Here is a 17,399-nt window from a genome sequence, read left to right as displayed (position 1 = left end):
TGGTTGTGTTTTTATTGGTTCGCGAGAGATTAACAGAGTTGGTTGTGGCTGGGTAATCTTACGTAAATGCATTTGCCTGTCTGGTTAGTTACGTAGTTTTATCTGATTTTTTGACATCAGGAGCCAGTCATGACCGAAACCAATCGCCGCGATTTCCTTACCACCAGTGCCATTGCCGGTGCTGCTCTGGTAGCGGGGGATGCGCTCGCCAAGCCTGCTACAGGAAATCCCGCCATGCCTAAATTACTACACCATGTTTTTTTCTGGCTGAAAAACCCCGATTCAGCCGCTGATCGCGACAAGTTGATTGCTGGCGTTAAGTCCCTCGCCGCTATTGAAACCGTGCGTTCGATCCATGTGGGCGTTCCGGCTTCTACAGAGAAACGCGACGTGGTGGATAACTCCTATCACGTATCCGAGCTGCTTGGATTTGATGATGTTGCCGGGCAGGATGCTTATCAGGTACATCCATTACATAAAAAATTCGTGGATGAGCACCAGCATCTGTGGAGCAAGGTTGTGGTTTATGATGCGTTAGCGGTGAAGTAAATCGCTACGGACCAATAAAAAAACCCGCTGTGAAAGCAGCGGGTTTTTTGTTTTTCGGGTTTGATTAGAGCTCAATATCGTAATCAATAATTACCGGCATATGGCTGGAGAACTGTTGGGTTTTATAGATGGTGGCATATTCCACTTTTGGACCCAGACTGTTGGAGACTACCTGGAAGTCGGTGCGCCAGCCATCGCCATCATCTTTGAGGCCGTTTGGCCACCAGCTATATTCGTCGCCATCTTTATTAACCTTGCGAAAGGCATCCACATAACCAATCTGGTTAAACAGCTGGCTGAGCCACTGCCGTTCATGTGGTAAGAAGCCGGAGTTATGCTGGTTGGTAGCACTATTGCTGACGTCTTTGGGTGTGTGTGCCATCTGCCAGTTACCGCAGAAAATATATTCGCGGCGCTTGCGGGTGATTTTGTCCAGATGGGCCTGGAAATCATCAAAGAATTTGATTTTGACTTCCTGGGATTCCAGTTCTGAATTCGCACTGGGTGCTAACAATGAGCCAATGCTCAATTGTTCAAAATCCACTTGCAGGTAACGGCCTTCCATATCTACGCCCGAGGCAAAGCCCAAGCCATAAATCAGCGCTTTGGGTTGCAAACGGGTGTAAATGGCTACACCGTTATAGTGTTTGGTACCTGAATCGAAGAAATAGGCATTGTAGCCCTTGAGTTCGAACTCGGGTTTTTCCAGTTCCCGCTCTAATGCACGAAGATCCTGTAAACAGATAAAATCTGCATCCTGATTTGCGAGCCAGGTATATAGGCCGCGTTGCGCCGCCTGAAAAATTCCATCGACGCTAAGACTGATAACTCTCATGTTAGCCCCTTGATTACGGACTGTGTATCATACCCGAGCTTTGTGTGATTGTGTTACCGTCACCACGGGGTTTTTTATGGTAGGCGTTACTTTTTTTCACATCCTTAACATTTGGATGCTGCTGTGCCCCAAATGCGGGTCCTGCTCATGGGCTGGACCTCATTGTATTTATTCTGTCACCTAAAACTTAGTTCATACTCGGATACTTTGCATGGAAAAATACCAATTTGATTTCATTCAGCTAGCACTTAAGCATGAAGCGTTATGCTTTGGTGAATTCGTTCTCAAATCTGGTCGTACCAGTCCTTATTTTTTCAACGCCGGACGTTTTCAGACGGGCAGTGCCCTGGCAGATTTGGGGCGCTTTTATGCGGCAGCAATCACTGCATCTGGCGTGGAGTTCGATATAGTGTTTGGTCCGGCCTACAAGGGCATTCCCCTGGCGGCAACTACCGCTGTGGCGTTAGCGGATCAATACCAACGTGATTTACCTTATTGCTATAACCGCAAAGAGGCGAAAGATCACGGTGAAGGCGGAACCCTGGTAGGAGCACCCCTGCAAGGCAAAGTGTTAATTGTAGATGATGTCATCACCGCCGGAACTGCAGTGCGCGAAGTCATGGCGATTATTGATCATGCCGGCGCTAAACCGGCAGCGGTATTGATTGGTTTAAACCGTATGGAAAAAGGCCAGGGGCAGGTATCGGCCATTCAGGAAGTAGAACAGACCTTCGGTATTCCGGTGATTAGTATCATCAACCTGAACCATATTGTGGCTTATCTTGAAGAACAATCAGGGCAGGAAGCCATGGTAGAAAAAATCAAAGCCTACCGTGCTACTTATGGTGTTGATCTTTAATTATTGACGTGAGGTAAAGAATTCCAATGCGTAACCTGTTTTATCTGGCGATTACCTGTGGTTTTCTGTTGCTGGGCGATATAGCGCTGGCGCAGGAGAATGCCAAAAATAAAGTGATTTATCGCTATAAGAACAAGGAAGGCGTTACCGTGTTGGATAGTAAAATCCCGGCTGAATACGTTAATAATGGTTATGAAATCGTATCGCGTACCGGCAAGGTAATTAAAATTATTCCGCCAGTTGTGCAGGGCGTTGAAGGTGAGCGCTTGCGCCGCGAAAAATTACAGCGTGCAGAACAGGCGCGTGAAGATTTGCAATTGCGTCGCAGCTACAGCAACGTGGCTGATATTGATTCGGCAAAAGCGCGCAACCTGGAAAGTTTGCACGGGAATATCAGCATTTTGCAGGCTAATCTCACTTCCGTCCGCAAACGTTTGCAGGATTACCAGGCACAGGCTGCTACGATTGAACGCAGTGGTCGTCAATTACCGGACGAATTATTAAAAAATATTAACAACCTGGTACAGGAAGAAAAAGATATCCAGCTGCAAATCCAGCAACGCGAGCAAGAATATAAAGAAGTGGAAGAAAAGTTTGATCGCGACAGGGCGCGTTTTATAGAAATTAATAAGCAGCCGGCACCTTGAATTGCACATGAAAACCGCATTGAACTGCACCCCAAAAGTTGGACACCCATCCAACTGAGTAAGGTGCAGTTTTTATATGCAGGATAAATTCTTGCTCAGCTATCAATTGTTGCAGTGCTTTCCATAAAGCCCTGCGCTAGCAATTGCCATTGTTCCTGCCAATGTGCAGTGGGTGATCGGCGAAATTCCGAACGCACAAACTCTGCGATACGTCCGTTTACCAACGCGATCAATAAATTAGCTGCAGCAGTAACTGGCAACTGCGGATGCAAGCCTTCGCGTAATTCAGCTTCGCGCAGGATTTGTTTTAATTGGGTTTCGACGCGATCAAAAACCTGCGCAATACGTACACGCAAACGTTCAGTTTCACCAGTCAGCGCATCCCCTGTCAATAAACGGGTGAGGCCGGGATTGCGTTCTGCAAATGCAAGTAATAGCGCTAGAATTTTCTCACAACGTTTAAGTGCAATTTTTTCTTCCGCCAGAATCAACGTGATGCGTGAAAAAATTGTTTCTTCAATAAACTCAATCAAACCCTCAAACATTTTGGACTTGCTGGGAAAGTGGCGATAAAGCGCGGCCTCGGAAACGCCTACTTCCCTGGCTAATGCCGAGGTGGTAATGCGCTCGCCCGGACTGGCTTCCAGCATGCGCGCCAGGCACTCCAGAATTTGTTGCTTACGCGATGTTTTTTGGGTTTTCATGCCGCCTCCATTCGTGTAATTACTACAGCAGCTTCAATGGGCTGCTGCTGTAGGTTGGTCAATTAAACGTTGCGAGGTTTATTGGTAATCAGTGTACCAACACCGGCATCAGTAAATATTTCCAGTAACACGGCGTGATTAACGCGGCCATCAATAATATGCGCGCTGGTAACACCGCCTTTTACTGCATCCAGGGCACAAGCAATCTTGGGTAACATACCGCCGTAGATAGTACCATCAGCAATTAGCCCATCGACTTGTTCAGTGCTTAAACCGGTGAGCACATTGCCTTGCTTGTCTTGTAAACCGGAAACGTTAGTCAACAGCATTAATTTTTCAGCACGCAAAAATTCAGCAATTTTTCCCGCGACAAGATCAGCATTGATATTGTAGGAGGCACCATCTTCACCTACACCAATTGGCGCGATTACCGGAATAAAATCGCTGTTGATCAACATATCAATTACTGATGTATTTACATTTTCCACTTCGCCCACGTGGCCAATATCCAGAATTTCCGGGGCAAGCATTTCCGGTGTTTTGTGAGTGACGGTTAATTTTTTTGCGCGAATCAATTGGCCATCTTTACCGGTTAAGCCAATCGCCTGGCCGCCGTTGCGATTAATCAGGCTAACGATTTGTTTGTTCACTGTTCCGCCCAATACCATTTCCACTACATCCATGGTCGCGCTATCGGTAACGCGCATCCCATTGATAAATTCGGATTTGATATTAAGTTTTTCCAACAGGCTACCAATTTGCGGGCCGCCGCCATGGACAACAACCGGATTCATGCCTACCAATTTCATCAGCACTATGTCGCGAGCAAAACTGTTTTGCAGCTCTTCACCTTCCATTGCATTGCCACCAAATTTCACTACAACGGTTTTATTGGTGAAGCGTTGGATATAAGGCAGTGCTTCAGTGAGTACATTGGCAATATTCATTGCCGAATCACGATTTAACGACATAACAAATAATCCTGTGTGAATAAAATTAGAAGGGAATCGCCAGCGTATTATCCGCTTTTAACAATTCCCGTTTAAAAATTTGCTGGATTTTTTCCAGCGCATCAGGTGACTCAGCTTCAAAGCGCAATGTGAGTGCAGGTGACGTGTTAGAGGCGCGCACCAGCCCCCAGCCTTTGGTGTAATCCACGCGTAAACCATCGATGGTGGTGATGGTTCCATTGGCAAAATCCCCGCCCTCGGCAAGCTTGCTGATTAAACCGAATTTATCTTGTTCTGCGACCGCAATTTTTAATTCCGGTGTTGAATAGAGTTGTGGAAATGCGGCAAAAATATCATCAATTTTTTGGTCGCGTAGTGTAATGATTTCGAGCAGGCGGGCCATTGCATAAATGCCATCATCAAAACCGTACCAGCGATCCTTGATAAATATATGGCCGGAATATTCGCCACCAATTAATGCCTGGGTTTCTTCCATTTTCGCTTTCATGGGTGAGTGGCCCGTTTTCCACATGATTGGGCGGCCGCCGTAACTGCTGATGATTTGATTTAGCTGACGTGAACATTTCACATCAAATAATACGTCGGCACCAGGATGGCGAGCGAGTATATCTTTTGCGAACAACATTAATAGGCGATCTGGCCAAATAATATCGCCTTTGGGGGTGACGACAACCAATCGATCGCCATCACCATCAAATGCTACGCCTATGTCAGCGTTAGTTTCCTGCACTTTGGCGATCAATGTGGCGAGATTTTTTTCGTGTGTGGGATCGGGATCATGGTTGGGAAATTCGCCATCGAGATCGCAAAATAATGGAATGACATCGCAACCGAGTTCTTCAAATAATTGTGGCGCAACCACGCCCGGAACAGCGTTGCCAGCATCTACTACCAGCGTGACATTTCCTGCAAGGGCAACATCAGAAAAAATACGGTCAATATAATCCGGAATAATTGTACGCGGAATTTCTTCACCCAAACCCTGATGGAAACGTTGGTTGATAATGCGCGAGCGCAAATCAGTTACCGCTTCGTCCGCGAGGGCGCGATTATTAATAACAACCTTAAAACCATTGTATTCTTTTGGGTTATGGCTGGCTGTCACCATAACTCCACTATTTGTATCATCAAAATGAAAAGTAGAAAAATACATTAACGGCGTTGGCACTACGCCGATATTGATGACGTTACAACCGGTACGAAGGATTCCCCTGATCAACGCCAATGTCAATGCTTCGCTATGAGTGCGACCATCGCGCGCTACGACGATATAGCGTTCGCCCTGGTCAATCGCTTCACTACCCACCGCCTGGCCAATGAGTTGGGCGAGCTCGGTAGTAATCTGGCTATCAACCAAACCGCGAATATCGTAGGAGCGAAATATTTCGGCGGGTATATCTGTTTCATTGATTTTACGCGGCGGAGTTTTTGCTGGTTTTTTTCCTGATGCCTGATCAAGGCCAAGAATATGTTCATCTTCATCAATGACGGCGATGTCGAGGATATCCTGCTTCTGGAAAAACGGGTCGGCTAACGTATTTTCATCTGCTATCGCTTGTTTACTGGCTTTTGCGACTTCGGGTAATGACGGTGCTGCTTCCACATTGCCCAATTCTTTGCGTACCAGAATTTTGCTCAGGAACCAGGCTAATGCAAGGCTGGCAGCGGCGATCAGACTGACGATTAAAATCCAGAGTGCAGGCCATTCTTCAGAAAATGTTACCAATTCTTCAGAGGGCGTGAATTTTACTTGTAAATAGCTACCAGCAACATTGACTTGTTTGCTGCTGCCTGCTGAACCCGCACCAATTTTTTTCAGCGTTTGTGCCGGGCTGCCGCTAAATTGTTGTAGCAATATATATTCACCCGAGCTGCTATCAACGGTCATGAAAATTTTAAATAACTCGCTTGGGTCCAGTGTGAGCATGAGTGTGCCCAGTGGCTCACTTTGTTGGTCGCGGGCGATGGGACGAATCCAATATAAAAACTGGCGTTCGCCAATAGTTGCGATTTCTGGTGGTGTAGGCTGGCGTTTTTCAGCGCGCTGGATGAGATCCAGTTCTGCAAAGCGCAACGGAAATTCTGCCTCGCGTTCTAGCTGCGCCGTGCCCAGAGGGATAATACGAACTTTTAATGCCGCAGGAATTTTTGCTTGCCAGGTTTGCTCAATAAGTTGGCGTGATTCTGTAGTTGTTGATAATGGATCAAGTGCGATTAAAAATTCCGGTTCGGCAGCAATTTGGTCAACCAGTTCTCTCTGTGTTGAAAAATATTTTTCAAGGATTTGTTGGCGATCTTCAACATTTTTTTGCGTCAAGGTTGCCAGGTTTTCCTGCTCCTGATTAACAACCAATTGTTGGTAGAGCACATAAGCAACAATACCGTTAATGATGAGCGCTATTGCCAGAAAAATTAGCAATAGTTTTTGCTGCATGGCAGCTTTGCGCTTGGCGGCTTCCAGTGCGCGTTGGGCACTGCGTGAAAGGTGTACACCAGCTTCCGGTTTTGCAATGAGCGGATCTTTGGGGTTCACTCGTTTACCTTCCCATTATCATCTGTGGCTTGCTTATCGTTGTGATGCCAGTTTTTGTGCAAAACAGGCAATAAGTTCGCGCGCAAGTTGTTGCTTGCTGCGTTGGCTGATTTCTACGGTGGAATGTTTATCGATTACAGTAACGGCATTATCATCGCTATTAAAACCGATATGGTTTTCAGCAATATTATTGGCAATTACCAGGTCCAGGTTTTTGCGCTCCAGTTTCGCACGTGCGTAATCGACTAGCCGTTCGGATTCCGCTGCAAATCCAACGGTGAACGGTTTGCGTTCAAGTGCTGCAATACTGGCAACTATGTCGGGGTTTTTTATCAGTGTAAGGGTGATGCTTTCGCTATCCCCTTTTTTTAATTTTTGCGGCGCCAGTTCGATGGGGCGATAATCGGCAACAGCGGCGGCGGCGATAAACAAATCGCAGCCTTGCGCTTCCAGCAAGCTGGCCGCGTACATTTCTTCGGCAGTAGTGACTTCAATACATTTGGCGCGCGCCGGTTTTGCCAGTTGGGTGGGGCCACTAATCAATACTGTGTGTGCGCCAGCTTCAATCGCAGCTTGCACCAGCGCATAGCCCATTTTCCCTGAGCTGTAATTGCTGATGTAGCGCACCGGGTCAATCGCTTCGCGAGTCGGACCTGCTGTAATGACTACTTTTTTCCCGGCGAGGCTGCCGGTGGTAAATAGTTGTGATGTCAGATCAATAATCTGCAAGGGTTCAAGCATGCGCCCGGGTCCTATATCGCCGCAGGCTTGGCCGCCGTCAGCCGGACCAAAAATATGGATTTTGCGATTAATGAGAATATCAAGATTGGTTTGGGTGGCGGCATTGCGCCACATGCCCTGGTTCATCGCGGGTACAAGGGCGATGGGCGCGGCTGTGGCAAGGCAGATGCTGGTCAACAAATCGTTACCCATGCCTTGACTGAGGCGGGCCATAAAATCGGCAGTGGCGGGTGCGATCAATACCAGGTCGGCCCAGCGCGCCAGTTGGATATGGCCCATGCCGGCTTCGGCTTCCGGGTCTAGCAATTGGGTATGAACCGGATAGCCGGATAGCGCTTGCATTGTTAATGGAGTAATGAATTCCTGGGCCGCTGGCGTCATCACTACTTGTACACTGGCACCCGCATCTTGCAGGCGGCGCACAAGGTCGGCGCTCTTATAAGCGGCAATACCGCCAGTGACGCCGAGCAAAATCTGTTTATTGGCAAGTGAACTCATGGATGAAGGCAGCCCCGGGGAAGTTGGACAGCTAGTGAACAACCCTAGCCTTAAAGTGCGTAATTGGCCACTAACGGCACCGGCCCCGCAGGGCGTGGCACCAGCCCTGGATAAGGGCTTGACGAAAGGTCGCTAAGATACCATTCTTGCCAGCGTTTTCGTATCTGCCGGCATTACCCGGCATAACATATCTATAGGAAATAACCTGTTCCAGGGTTTTGATAAAAGGAGTTTTTATGTCTATTGCCGATTGGCCCATTGCCGAACGTCCGCGCGAGAAGTTGCTTGTCCTTGGCCCCCGGGCCCTTTCTGATGCCGAACTTTTGGCAATTTTCCTCCGTATTGGTGTTGCTGGTAAATCCGCAGTGGACCTGGCGCGCGATTTATTGCAGGAATATGGCGGGTTACGCCCGTTGCTGGAAGCTTCACAACCGGAATTCTGCCGCGGCTTGGGTTTGGGCAATGCCAAGTACGCCCAATTACAAGCCGTGCTGGAAATGGGGCGGCGCCATCTCTCGGCCACGATGAAATCGGGCGACTTGCTAACCAGCCCTGACCTTGTGCGCCAATACCTGAGCGCCCAGTTGCGCCACCAGCCGCGTGAAGTGTTTGCAGTGCTTTTCCTCGATAACCAAAACCGGTTGATTACCTACGAAGAACTGTTTTTTGGCACCATTGACGGTGCCTCGGTTTACCCGCGCGAAGTGGTGCGGCGGGCGATGGCCCATAATGCGGCGGCGGTTATTCTGGCCCACAACCATCCCAGTGGTGTGGCTGAGCCCAGCCAGGCTGACCAGCGCATTACCCAGCGATTGCAGGCGGCATTGGAGCTGATTGATGTGCGTGTACTCGACCATATGGTTGTAGGTGATACTGAGGTGATCTCCTTTGCCGAACGCGGCCTTATGTAAGTAGGGGAGCAGGATCAAAAAATAACCTTTTCGTTGCTATTGGGCCTGACTTTTGATATAAAGCGCGGCTCTTTGCGGCAGTGTCGAATTTATCCCGCCGCGTTTAGGAAAGAATAGGCTGATCACAAGGCGCATTTGCTGGTTGTTAAGTCTGTTTGACGGTTCTAGCACCGCGCTTCCAGCAGAGCGCATTGATTTTTGAATGAGGCAATAAAATGTCCAGAGTATGTCAAGTTACTGGTAAGCGTCCTGTTACCGGTCACAATGTATCCCACGCAAAAAACCACACCAAGCGTCGTTTTTTGCCAAACCTGCAATCCCACCGTTTTTGGGTAGAAGCTGAGAAGCGTTTCGTAACTCTGCGTCTGACTCCAAAAGGTATGCGTATCATCGACAAGCGCGGCATTGAAGCTGTGTTGGCTGATGTCCGTGCCAACGGCCACAAAGTGTAATTAGGAGCTATTGTCATGCGCGAAAAAATTCGTCTGAACTCTTCTGCTGGTACTGGTCACTTCTACACCACTGACAAGAACAAGCGCACCATGCCAGAAAAGATGGAAATCAAAAAGTACGATCCAGTTGTGCGCAAGCACGTGGTCTACAAAGAAGGCAAAATCAAGTAATTGTTTATTTGATGCACGCTTTACAAAAACCCGGTCTTCGTACCGGGTTTTTTATTGCCTGGAATTTGGTTAACCGGTTTCCATAAAAAATAATTGCAGGGAAGCTTGCGCCAAAAAGCAGAGTTCGGCGACCTGAACTACACTCAAGCAAAATAATAAGAAAATGCGAATGCACTTTGAACGGCATTGTCCGCTCATAACCGGCTAACACAGGTTTTCCCCTATGACAGAAATTCGCGGGCTTGAGGCGTGGATGGATGCTCTTGCCGAACAAGAGCTACCAACCCTGGATGCTGTTGTGCGGGAAATTTGCGAGTTAAGCGAAAATGAAAAATGTCGCGCGGAAGATTTAACGAAAATCATTTTGCGCGATGCTGATTTGACCTCCAAGGTTTTGCGGATTGCCAATTCTGTTCATTACAATCCTTCTTTCGCCCCGATTAAAACCGTATCGCGCGCGATTGTGCATCTAGGCTTTGATAATTTACGCAATATCACCCTCGCGACCACACTGATTGATAATTTCCTTAAAGGAAAACCCAAGGCATTATTGATCCAAAGTCTTGCGCGCTCGTTCCATGCAGCCGTGCAAGCCAAGGCGATGGTGCCATTTCTGGACGGCGATAAAAAAGAGCAAATTTTTATTGCAGCGTTATTGCGCAATATTAGCGAACTCGCATTAATTTCTACCGGACGCAAAGTAGTGGAGGATTTCATTGAGGCGCGCGATAAGCAACCGCAAACCGAGCACAGTTTAGCGGTGGAATATTTGGGAGTTAACACCAGTTTGCTCTCGCGTTATTTGATAAAAGATTGGGCGCTCGGTGATTTACTCAGTGAGGCCTGTGAAAACCATGTCCACTCCAGTGCAGCGGCCCGCGCGGTTAATCTGGGCAACGAAATAAGCACCTATATCCAGCGCGGAATTAAAAGCCCTGAAATGCAACGGTTGTGTCAGCAGACGGCAACCTTGTGCAAAATTCCTTTTGAAGAAGCTAAAAAACAAGTGCTACGAATGGCTGATGAAGCATCTGTCATCGCAAAAATTTACGGTGTGGATGTGTTGATCAGTGCATTACCTGACCCGCATCAAATTGAAGAAAAAGAAACGCGCGCGGAAAAACCGGATTATTTATTTCAACAGCAATTAAATCAAATCCATAAAGCCATGCTTGCGGGTGATGATTTGCCAAAAGTCACCCAATTATCTCTGGCGGCCTTGCACGAAGGCGCCGATATTCCACGCCTGGCCATTTTAATTGTCGATCACAAAAGCAAAATGCTGGATGTGCGTTATGTGGCTGGTAAAGGCACGCATTTGTGGCGCCAGCAAATAAAAATTAGTTTGGAAACATTGCGCAAGGGTGAATTGTTGCATGAATTATTGCGTACCCAGCAACCATTTCATTTCCGGGTTGATAGTGCGCGTAATGATGTCGGGGCATTGCAGGCAATGGCTGCGAACGGGGATATATTTCTGGCACCATTGCAATTAAACAAGCGCTTGATGGCGATTGCTTATGCAGATGCTGAAAGTGGAAAGTTGTCAGCGCGCCAGTTTGAAGAATTTCAGTTAATTGCCAATCAATTAAATTTGATGATGCGTTTAAGCGCTGCGCATTAATGTATTTGCTAAAAAAACACATTCAATAAAAATGCCGGGGATTGCCCCGGCATTTTTTTGCTCACATTCGATAAGGTTTATTTAATCGAAATGGTTTTTACCTGGCGGCGGGCCAGTGCCAAACCAACTAAACCCAACAATAATAACGCTGCTGTGGCCGGCTCTGTGACGGTAGTCAATTTGCGGAAGGCATGGTTATCACTTTCAAATGCGTAGCCATTGCTGGTTAATTTGACGCTATTGAAACTGTCGCCGCCAAAGTCGAAATTGATGTAGCGGTTGGAGGCATAGCTTAGTTGATTGCCATCGGCAAACTGGCCCACAATTGCGCTGCCTGAATAGCTGGCTACCAGCGCGTTATCAAGGTAGAAACTGATGAAGTTGTAGCTATCAATCGAGCCCCAAAATAAGCCGAAATAGTTAGCTGCAGTACCGAGGGAAAACACTGCACTTAAATCGGTGGCGGAGGGATTTGGTACGCTCAGGTATTGGGAATCAACACCAAATGGTTGTGCATACAAACCACTTTGACTGCCGTTTACCAATGCGAAATCGCCACTGCAACTGGCATAACCGCAGCCGCTGTTAAAATCGATGGTGATAGCATCTGCTACCGATGTAGTCGTTTGACCGGCGGCAGATAAAGAAACTATAGGTAACGCCGAGGCGCTGGTTGCCAGGAACATTAACGGCAATAACAGCGTCTGCAACAGGTTTTTCATTAATTACTCCAGTTATAGATAAGGTTGAAACGCAGGGTTCAGGGAATAATCCTGTGGCGTTAACCCGCTATCTCTGGGCTGGCGCCTGAACCGGCATAGTGGCTTCGCAAAGAACAGGCCAATTTGCCAAATTTTGTGAATTGAGTACTTATTTATTTGTGATTAAGTTCTCATTTCTGAGTCTAGTGAGATTTTTGTTAATTTCAACGCCATAACTGGCAAATAAGCGATTATTTTCCCGTTTTAATTAAGTGTAGAGAACCCTATGCCTGAGTTACCCGAAGTTGAGACGACTTTGCGCGGTATTAGTCCGCATATTATCGGTCACAAAGTGACAGAGATTGTCATCCGCCAGCCGCGCTTGCGCTGGCCAATTCCAGCCGATCTTGCCGCGTTGTTGCAAGGTAAAAAGCTTGTTGGCGCACGCCGGCGTGGTAAGTACCTGTTGCTCGATTTTGGTCATGGGCATGCATTAATCCACTTGGGTATGTCAGGCAGTTTGCGCATTGTCAGTCCGGAGGAGCCTGCGTTATTCCACGATCATTTTGATTTGGTTTTTGGCAAGCGTGTATTGCGATACTGCGACCCGCGTCGTTTTGGTTGCCTGTTGTGGGTAGAGGGTGACCCGGATACCCATTCGCTATTGGCAGGGCTTGGGCCTGAACCGCTGACAGAGGCGTTTACTGCCGAATATTTGTTTGAGCGCAGCCGCAAGCGCAGCCAGGCGGTTAAGCAATTTCTAATGGATAGCAAAATTGTCGTGGGGGTGGGGAACATCTATGCCAACGAATCCTTGTTTATGGCGAGTATCAAACCTATTCGTAAAGCAGGGTCGCTGACGCGCAAAAATTGTGAGGATTTGGTGCGTGATATCCGTTTTGTATTGCAGCGTTCCATCGATCAGGGTGGGACAACATTGCGCGATTTTGTAGGTGGGGATGGCAAACCCGGTTATTTCAAGCAGCAATTGTTGGTTTATGGCCGCGGTGGTGAACCTTGTAATCGTTGTAAAAAGCCACTCAAAGAGGTGCGTATGAATGATCGCACCACGGTTTATTGTGTGGACTGCCAGAAGTAGTTATTTGCCGAACTTGCGTTGCAGTGCTGCCTCGACCGGCCCTGCAACGAACTTGCTGACATCTCCGCCTAAAAAGGCAATTTCGCGCACGATTGAGGACGAAATGTACGAGAGGTGTTCAGCAGGGGTAAGAAAAATGCTTTCCATATTGGGCGCCAGTGCCCGATTCATATTTGCCAGCTGGAATTCGTATTCGAAATCGGAGACTGCTCGCAAGCCGCGCAATACCGCCTGGGCATTTTGCTGGCGCACAAATTCCACGAGGAGGATATCAAAGCCGCAAACAGTGACATTGGGCAGATGTGCCAATGTTTCCTGCGCCAGCCCGACGCGTTCTTCCAGGGTAAATAACGGGTTTTTACGGTTGCTTGCGGCGACAGCGACGATCACCTTATCGAACAGCCGGCAGGCGCGTTCAACCAGGTCGATATGGCCATTGGTAATGGGATCAAAAGTACCTGGGTAGACCACTGTGCGCATGGGGATTCTCCGTTATTCATCGACGCCAGACGGGGCGGGCATGGTACAAAAATAAGTCCGCACTTACCAGCCGACTGTAAAGCACTATTTTGTCTATTAAACAACGCACACGCTGATGATTATCTTACTAAACTCAGAAAGTAAGTGTTGTTGTCTTAAACGACTGCGTGGTTTCTCCGTTGGAGGTAGAAAATGATAGGTAAGGCCAAAGCAACCCGCTTAGGGGATATATTGCTTGAGAAGGGACTCATCAGCGCGGACCAGTTGCAACTCGCAATTGCCGAACAAAAACAGAGGCGGGTAGGGCTGAGTCACACCGATAAGGATGCCATGGATGCTACATGTATCGGTGAAATTCTGATCGATCTGGGTTTCATCTCCCGCCAACAATTGAAGCGCGGCCTGAATTGGCAAATGTATTTGCGCAAAATGACGCTGGTGATGAGCTTGTGCGCACCTTTGATGAGCGTGGCCGGGGGGGCGGCAGCCCAAACAGTACCTTCCGGTACTCGTAATGCTCCTGCATCGCTAACTATTCAGGCGGAAGATTACTCTACGATGCAAGGGATAAAAGTGGAGCCGACTACGGATGTCGGTGGCGGCTCTAATATTGGCTCGCTTGAAGCGGGTGACTGGATGGCTTATGGCAATAATGTTATCGAGCTTGCATATCCCGCGACTTATAAGGTGACTTATCGCGTATCCAGCTTATATGGCGGCGCCAGTTTCTATTTGCATGAATTGGATTCCGACGTGAAATACGATGTGGTTACTGTGCCCAAAACCGGCAATTTCCAGAAATGGATCGATATAGAAAGCACGATTACCTTACCGCCGGGAACGCATAAATTGGGTATCAAGGCAACTAAAAGTGGCTCCAATATCAATTGGTTCAAGCTTGAGTTAAAAGGTGCTGCCCTCCCTGTCACTATTCAGGCAGAAGATTTTGCTGCACAAAGTGGCACTATTACGGAAGCCACGACTGATACCGGCGGCGGCTTCAATATCGGTGCTATCGACAAGGGGGATTGGTTATCCTACGAAAACACTGTGATCGATATTCCCACGACAGGAAATTATAAGGTGACCTATCGGGTATCGAGCTTGTATGGGGGGGGGAGTTTCTCGTTCCATGAAGCTGATGGCAGCGCAAAATACGATACAGTTATCGTGCCTAAAACAGCTAACTTCCAAAAGTTTGTTGATGTGGAACGCATCATAACCCTGCCAGCGGGGCCACATATTTTTGGGATGACGGCACTTGTGAAGGGTTACAACATCAACTGGTTTAAAATTGAACCCGCTGCTGCCGGTGCAACCCCCAGCACGGATGTAACCAGTGTTTCCAGTTCCAGTAGCAGCTCAAGTTCATCCAGTAAATCTTCAGTATCCAGTGTTTCCAGCAGTGCGCCCAAGGTATCCAGTTCGTCTTCATCTTCTACCAGTAGCCAGCCCAGTAGTGCAGCAGAGTCTTCCAGTGCGGCTGTCGATGTGGTTGGCCCGGTGCACCTGCGCTGGAATGTCCCTACGGCGAGGGAAGATATGTCGAGCCTGGACACTGAAGAAATCGGGGGTTATGAGATTCGCTATCGCAAGTCTGGCGATACCAATTACACCTACGTGAGTATCGAGGATCCGAATACTATTTATTACGATATTCCCTGGCTTGAAGGTAATTACGTTTTCCAAATTGCCGCTTTCGATAAAAACGGGCTTTATAGCAAGTTCATGGATTTGCGCCCCGGCGGCTAACCCCCGCGTCGGTCAGCCTTTGACAAATAGCCGGTAGATATTGCTACCGGTTATTTTTTCTTTATGGATGCTCCAGCTTTCTGGTACTTGATAGATAGTATTTTTGGGGCACTCGACATATACCAGCGCACCCTCCGCCAGAAAATTACCGTCCTCCAGCAAATCAAAACTGTGTTGCCACAAGGCCAGTTGAAAAGGGGGGTCAATAAAAACCAGATCAAATTGCTGCCCTTGTATTCCTTTCAACCAGGATAAGGCGTCCTGTAATAAAAGCTTGCCGGTGGTTGCATTTAACAGCCTCAGGTTTTTTTCCAATTCTTTAGCCGCCAGCGGGTCGCGCTCCAGAAAAACACATCCTGCTGCGCCACGCGACAATGCTTCCAACCCCAAGGCTCCCGAACCGGCAAACAAATCCAGGCAACGTGCATCCTGAATATCTGGTGCGAGCCAGTTAAACAGGGTTTCGCGCAGGCGGTCTCCGGTAGGGCGCAAGCCATCCACATCGGGAAAGTTTAATTTTCGCCCGCGCCAAGTGCCGCCAATAATGCGCAGCTGATTGCTGCCTTTGGGTGGATTTGCGGGGGATTTTGCAGGTTTGGCGCCGTGTCTGGACAAGGTGTTCGCTCGCAGAGGTGAATATAAGTGGTAGGATAGCGCCTTTATCGCCTTGGCTGGAATGACTCGGCCAACTGGATTATTCCCCGACACTCCCCAGATCACGACTATGTTTTTTAATCTGTTCAAAAAATCTGAAAAACCGGATGCCGCAAAAACGGTAGAAGCTACTCCTGAAGCAACCGCGGTTGCACAACCTGAAGCATCGGAAGTACAGCCGGAATCGCAACCGCAAATCCCGCCGCACGCTGCTAATCCAGAGCAATTGGCAGTAACGGAAGAGCCCGCTCCGGTAGAAACGGCACCTGCCAGGCTTGGCTTTTTCGCGCGCATCAAACAGGGTTTGAGCCGCACATCCAGCCATTTTGCGGAAGGGTTGGGTAATCTTTTCCTCGGTCGTAAAAACATCGACGAAGAATTATTCGAAGAATTGGAAACACAGCTGTTGCTTGCCGATGTGGGTATGGATGCAACCAGTGAGATTATCGATAACCTCACCGCACGCGTGGCTCGTAAGCAGCTCAATGATGCTGATGCACTCTACAAAGCCCTGCGCGAATTGCTCGCAGATTTGCTTCGTCCGGTTGAGCAACCATTGGTGGTGGATGCTACCAGGGCTCCTTACGTGATCCTGGTTGTTGGTGTAAATGGCGTGGGAAAAACCACAACCATCGGCAAGCTTGCCAAGCGCCTGCAAAATGAAGGCAAAAAAGTCATGTTGGCGGCGGGGGATACTTTCCGTGCTGCCGCAGTCGAACAACTGCAAGTATGGGGGGAGCGCAATAATGTTCCTGTCATCGCACAGCATACAGGTGCTGATTCGGCATCGGTTATCTACGATGCGTTAAATGCTGCCAAAGCGCGCGGTATTGATGTAGTAATTGCCGACACCGCCGGCCGCCTGCACAACAAAAGCCATTTGATGGAAGAGCTCGCCAAAGTTAAGCGTGTAATGGCCAAGGTAGATGATTCTGCACCGCATGAAGTCCTGCTGGTGTTGGACGCGGGTACCGGCCAGAACGCTGTGAATCAGGCCGAGCAATTCCGTGACTCTGCCGGTGTTACCGGTCTCGTGTTGACCAAGCTGGATGGCACGGCTAAAGGTGGGGTAATTTTCGCGCTCAGCAAAAAATTCGGGTTACCGGTGCGCTTTATCGGTGTGGGTGAATCCATAGAAGACCTTCAACCATTTGCTGCTGAGCCCTTTATCAAAGCCTTGTTTAATCAGGGTGATGCTAATTAACACACAGGATTGGT

The 17,399-nt window shown here is 48.3% G+C and carries 18 protein-coding genes; 10 read left to right on the top strand and 8 right to left on the bottom strand.

The window, feature by feature from the left end:
• Positions 1 to 129 precede the first annotated feature (129 nt).
• Positions 130 to 549, top strand: coding sequence for a Dabb family protein (locus A596_RS14275; RefSeq protein WP_039915958.1), 420 nt, complete (start codon positions 130 to 132; stop codon positions 547 to 549).
• A gap of 64 nt (positions 550 to 613) precedes the next feature.
• On the opposite strand, the gene A596_RS14270 is transcribed toward A596_RS14275, so the two are convergent.
• Positions 614 to 1,384: an exodeoxyribonuclease III gene (locus A596_RS14270; RefSeq protein WP_039915954.1), complete on the bottom strand. Its 771-nt coding sequence runs from the start codon at positions 1,382 to 1,384 to the stop codon at positions 614 to 616.
• Between the two features lie 211 nt (positions 1,385 to 1,595).
• On the opposite strand from A596_RS14270, the gene pyrE reads away from it, so the two are divergent.
• Together pyrE and A596_RS14260 are read left to right on the top strand one after the other, a co-directional pair.
• Positions 1,596 to 2,243, top strand: coding sequence for an orotate phosphoribosyltransferase (pyrE, locus tag A596_RS14265; protein WP_039915952.1), 648 nt, complete (start codon positions 1,596 to 1,598; stop codon positions 2,241 to 2,243).
• A 26-nt stretch (positions 2,244 to 2,269) separates the two neighbouring features.
• Positions 2,270 to 2,890 carry a hypothetical protein gene (locus A596_RS14260; protein WP_039915951.1) on the top strand — a complete coding sequence of 207 codons (621 nt, stop codon included), beginning with the start codon at positions 2,270 to 2,272 and terminating at the stop codon, positions 2,888 to 2,890.
• Between the two features lie 95 nt (positions 2,891 to 2,985).
• On the opposite strand, the gene slmA is transcribed toward A596_RS14260, so the two are convergent.
• From slmA to coaBC, 4 genes are all read right to left on the bottom strand, one after another.
• The gene (gene slmA, locus A596_RS14255) at positions 2,986 to 3,594 is read right to left on the bottom strand and encodes a nucleoid occlusion factor SlmA (protein WP_039915950.1); all 609 of its coding nucleotides are present in this window, start codon (positions 3,592 to 3,594) and stop codon (positions 2,986 to 2,988) included.
• A 62-nt stretch (positions 3,595 to 3,656) separates the two neighbouring features.
• The gene (gene argB / locus A596_RS14250) at positions 3,657 to 4,565 is read right to left on the bottom strand and encodes an acetylglutamate kinase (RefSeq protein WP_039915949.1); all 909 of its coding nucleotides are present in this window, start codon (positions 4,563 to 4,565) and stop codon (positions 3,657 to 3,659) included.
• A 25-nt stretch (positions 4,566 to 4,590) separates the two neighbouring features.
• Complete coding sequence (locus A596_RS14245) at positions 4,591 to 7,098, bottom strand: phosphomannomutase/phosphoglucomutase (protein ID WP_235425737.1); 2,508 nt, start codon at positions 7,096 to 7,098, stop codon at positions 4,591 to 4,593.
• 33 nt (positions 7,099 to 7,131) lie between these two features.
• Positions 7,132 to 8,337, bottom strand: coding sequence for a bifunctional phosphopantothenoylcysteine decarboxylase/phosphopantothenate--cysteine ligase CoaBC (coaBC, locus tag A596_RS14240; RefSeq protein ID WP_039915947.1), 1,206 nt, complete (start codon positions 8,335 to 8,337; stop codon positions 7,132 to 7,134).
• 236 nt (positions 8,338 to 8,573) lie between these two features.
• On the opposite strand from coaBC, the gene radC reads away from it, so the two are divergent.
• The 4 genes from radC (at position 8,574) to A596_RS14220 (ending at position 11,495) form a co-directional block, all read left to right on the top strand.
• Entirely contained in the window at positions 8,574 to 9,248 is a 675-nt protein-coding gene (radC, locus tag A596_RS14235; protein WP_039915943.1) for a RadC family protein, read from the top strand.
• A 215-nt stretch (positions 9,249 to 9,463) separates the two neighbouring features.
• Complete coding sequence (gene rpmB, locus A596_RS14230) at positions 9,464 to 9,700, top strand: 50S ribosomal protein L28 (RefSeq protein WP_039915942.1); 237 nt, start codon at positions 9,464 to 9,466, stop codon at positions 9,698 to 9,700.
• Between the two features lie 15 nt (positions 9,701 to 9,715).
• The gene (gene rpmG / locus A596_RS14225; protein ID WP_012489089.1) at positions 9,716 to 9,871 is read left to right on the top strand and encodes a 50S ribosomal protein L33; all 156 of its coding nucleotides are present in this window, start codon (positions 9,716 to 9,718) and stop codon (positions 9,869 to 9,871) included.
• A 223-nt stretch (positions 9,872 to 10,094) separates the two neighbouring features.
• Complete coding sequence (locus A596_RS14220; RefSeq protein WP_052417527.1) at positions 10,095 to 11,495, top strand: HDOD domain-containing protein; 1,401 nt, start codon at positions 10,095 to 10,097, stop codon at positions 11,493 to 11,495.
• A 77-nt stretch (positions 11,496 to 11,572) separates the two neighbouring features.
• Here A596_RS14220 and A596_RS22190 read toward each other — a convergent pair whose 3' ends face one another.
• On the bottom strand, positions 11,573 to 12,217 hold the full coding sequence (locus A596_RS22190; RefSeq protein ID WP_052417526.1) for an Npun_F0296 family exosortase-dependent surface protein: 645 nt from the start codon (positions 12,215 to 12,217) through the stop codon (positions 11,573 to 11,575).
• 265 nt (positions 12,218 to 12,482) lie between these two features.
• On the opposite strand from A596_RS22190, the gene mutM reads away from it, so the two are divergent.
• A complete protein-coding gene (gene mutM, locus A596_RS14210; protein WP_039915939.1) occupies positions 12,483 to 13,295 on the top strand; it encodes a bifunctional DNA-formamidopyrimidine glycosylase/DNA-(apurinic or apyrimidinic site) lyase in 813 nt (270 codons plus the stop codon).
• Here the strand turns inward: mutM and coaD are convergent, their stop codons facing one another.
• A complete protein-coding gene (gene coaD / locus A596_RS14205) occupies positions 13,296 to 13,775 on the bottom strand; it encodes a pantetheine-phosphate adenylyltransferase (protein WP_039915937.1) in 480 nt (159 codons plus the stop codon). It lies immediately after the preceding gene.
• A 192-nt stretch (positions 13,776 to 13,967) separates the two neighbouring features.
• On the opposite strand from coaD, the gene A596_RS22185 reads away from it, so the two are divergent.
• Complete coding sequence (locus A596_RS22185) at positions 13,968 to 15,527, top strand: carbohydrate-binding protein (protein WP_052417525.1); 1,560 nt, start codon at positions 13,968 to 13,970, stop codon at positions 15,525 to 15,527.
• 12 nt (positions 15,528 to 15,539) lie between these two features.
• Here A596_RS22185 and rsmD read toward each other — a convergent pair whose 3' ends face one another.
• Positions 15,540 to 16,142, bottom strand: coding sequence for a 16S rRNA (guanine(966)-N(2))-methyltransferase RsmD (rsmD, locus tag A596_RS14195; RefSeq protein WP_039915935.1), 603 nt, complete (start codon positions 16,140 to 16,142; stop codon positions 15,540 to 15,542).
• Positions 16,143 to 16,251: 109 nt separating this feature from the next.
• Here rsmD and ftsY point away from each other — a divergent pair, with 109 nt between their 5' ends.
• Positions 16,252 to 17,385, top strand: coding sequence for a signal recognition particle-docking protein FtsY (gene ftsY, locus A596_RS14190; RefSeq protein WP_039915934.1), 1,134 nt, complete (start codon positions 16,252 to 16,254; stop codon positions 17,383 to 17,385).
• The last annotated feature ends 14 nt before the right edge of the window (positions 17,386 to 17,399 follow it).

It is taken from the genome of Cellvibrio mixtus subsp. mixtus J3-8, from assembly GCF_000766945.1.
Lineage (GTDB): Bacteria > Pseudomonadota > Gammaproteobacteria > Pseudomonadales > Cellvibrionaceae > Cellvibrio > Cellvibrio mixtus_A.
This window is presented reverse-complemented; position numbering and strand designations above follow the sequence as displayed.

Coding starts and splice junctions, on each gene's coding strand:
- A596_RS22185 (WP_052417525.1), top strand. CDS start 13,968: ATGATAGGTAAGGCCAAAGCAACCCGCTTAGGGGATATATTGCTTGAG.
- ftsY (WP_039915934.1), top strand. CDS start 16,252: ATGTTTTTTAATCTGTTCAAAAAATCTGAAAAACCGGATGCCGCAAAA.
- pyrE (WP_039915952.1), top strand. CDS start 1,596: ATGGAAAAATACCAATTTGATTTCATTCAGCTAGCACTTAAGCATGAA.
- A596_RS14260 (WP_039915951.1), top strand. CDS start 2,270: ATGCGTAACCTGTTTTATCTGGCGATTACCTGTGGTTTTCTGTTGCTG.
- mutM (WP_039915939.1), top strand. CDS start 12,483: ATGCCTGAGTTACCCGAAGTTGAGACGACTTTGCGCGGTATTAGTCCG.
- A596_RS14275 (WP_039915958.1), top strand. CDS start 130: ATGACCGAAACCAATCGCCGCGATTTCCTTACCACCAGTGCCATTGCC.
- coaBC (WP_039915947.1), bottom strand. CDS start 8,337: ATGAGTTCACTTGCCAATAAACAGATTTTGCTCGGCGTCACTGGCGGT.
- A596_RS22190 (WP_052417526.1), bottom strand. CDS start 12,217: ATGAAAAACCTGTTGCAGACGCTGTTATTGCCGTTAATGTTCCTGGCA.
- coaD (WP_039915937.1), bottom strand. CDS start 13,775: ATGCGCACAGTGGTCTACCCAGGTACTTTTGATCCCATTACCAATGGC.
- argB (WP_039915949.1), bottom strand. CDS start 4,565: ATGTCGTTAAATCGTGATTCGGCAATGAATATTGCCAATGTACTCACT.
- slmA (WP_039915950.1), bottom strand. CDS start 3,594: ATGAAAACCCAAAAAACATCGCGTAAGCAACAAATTCTGGAGTGCCTG.
- rpmB (WP_039915942.1), top strand. CDS start 9,464: ATGTCCAGAGTATGTCAAGTTACTGGTAAGCGTCCTGTTACCGGTCAC.
- radC (WP_039915943.1), top strand. CDS start 8,574: ATGTCTATTGCCGATTGGCCCATTGCCGAACGTCCGCGCGAGAAGTTG.
- A596_RS14220 (WP_052417527.1), top strand. CDS start 10,095: ATGACAGAAATTCGCGGGCTTGAGGCGTGGATGGATGCTCTTGCCGAA.
- rpmG (WP_012489089.1), top strand. CDS start 9,716: ATGCGCGAAAAAATTCGTCTGAACTCTTCTGCTGGTACTGGTCACTTC.
- A596_RS14270 (WP_039915954.1), bottom strand. CDS start 1,384: ATGAGAGTTATCAGTCTTAGCGTCGATGGAATTTTTCAGGCGGCGCAA.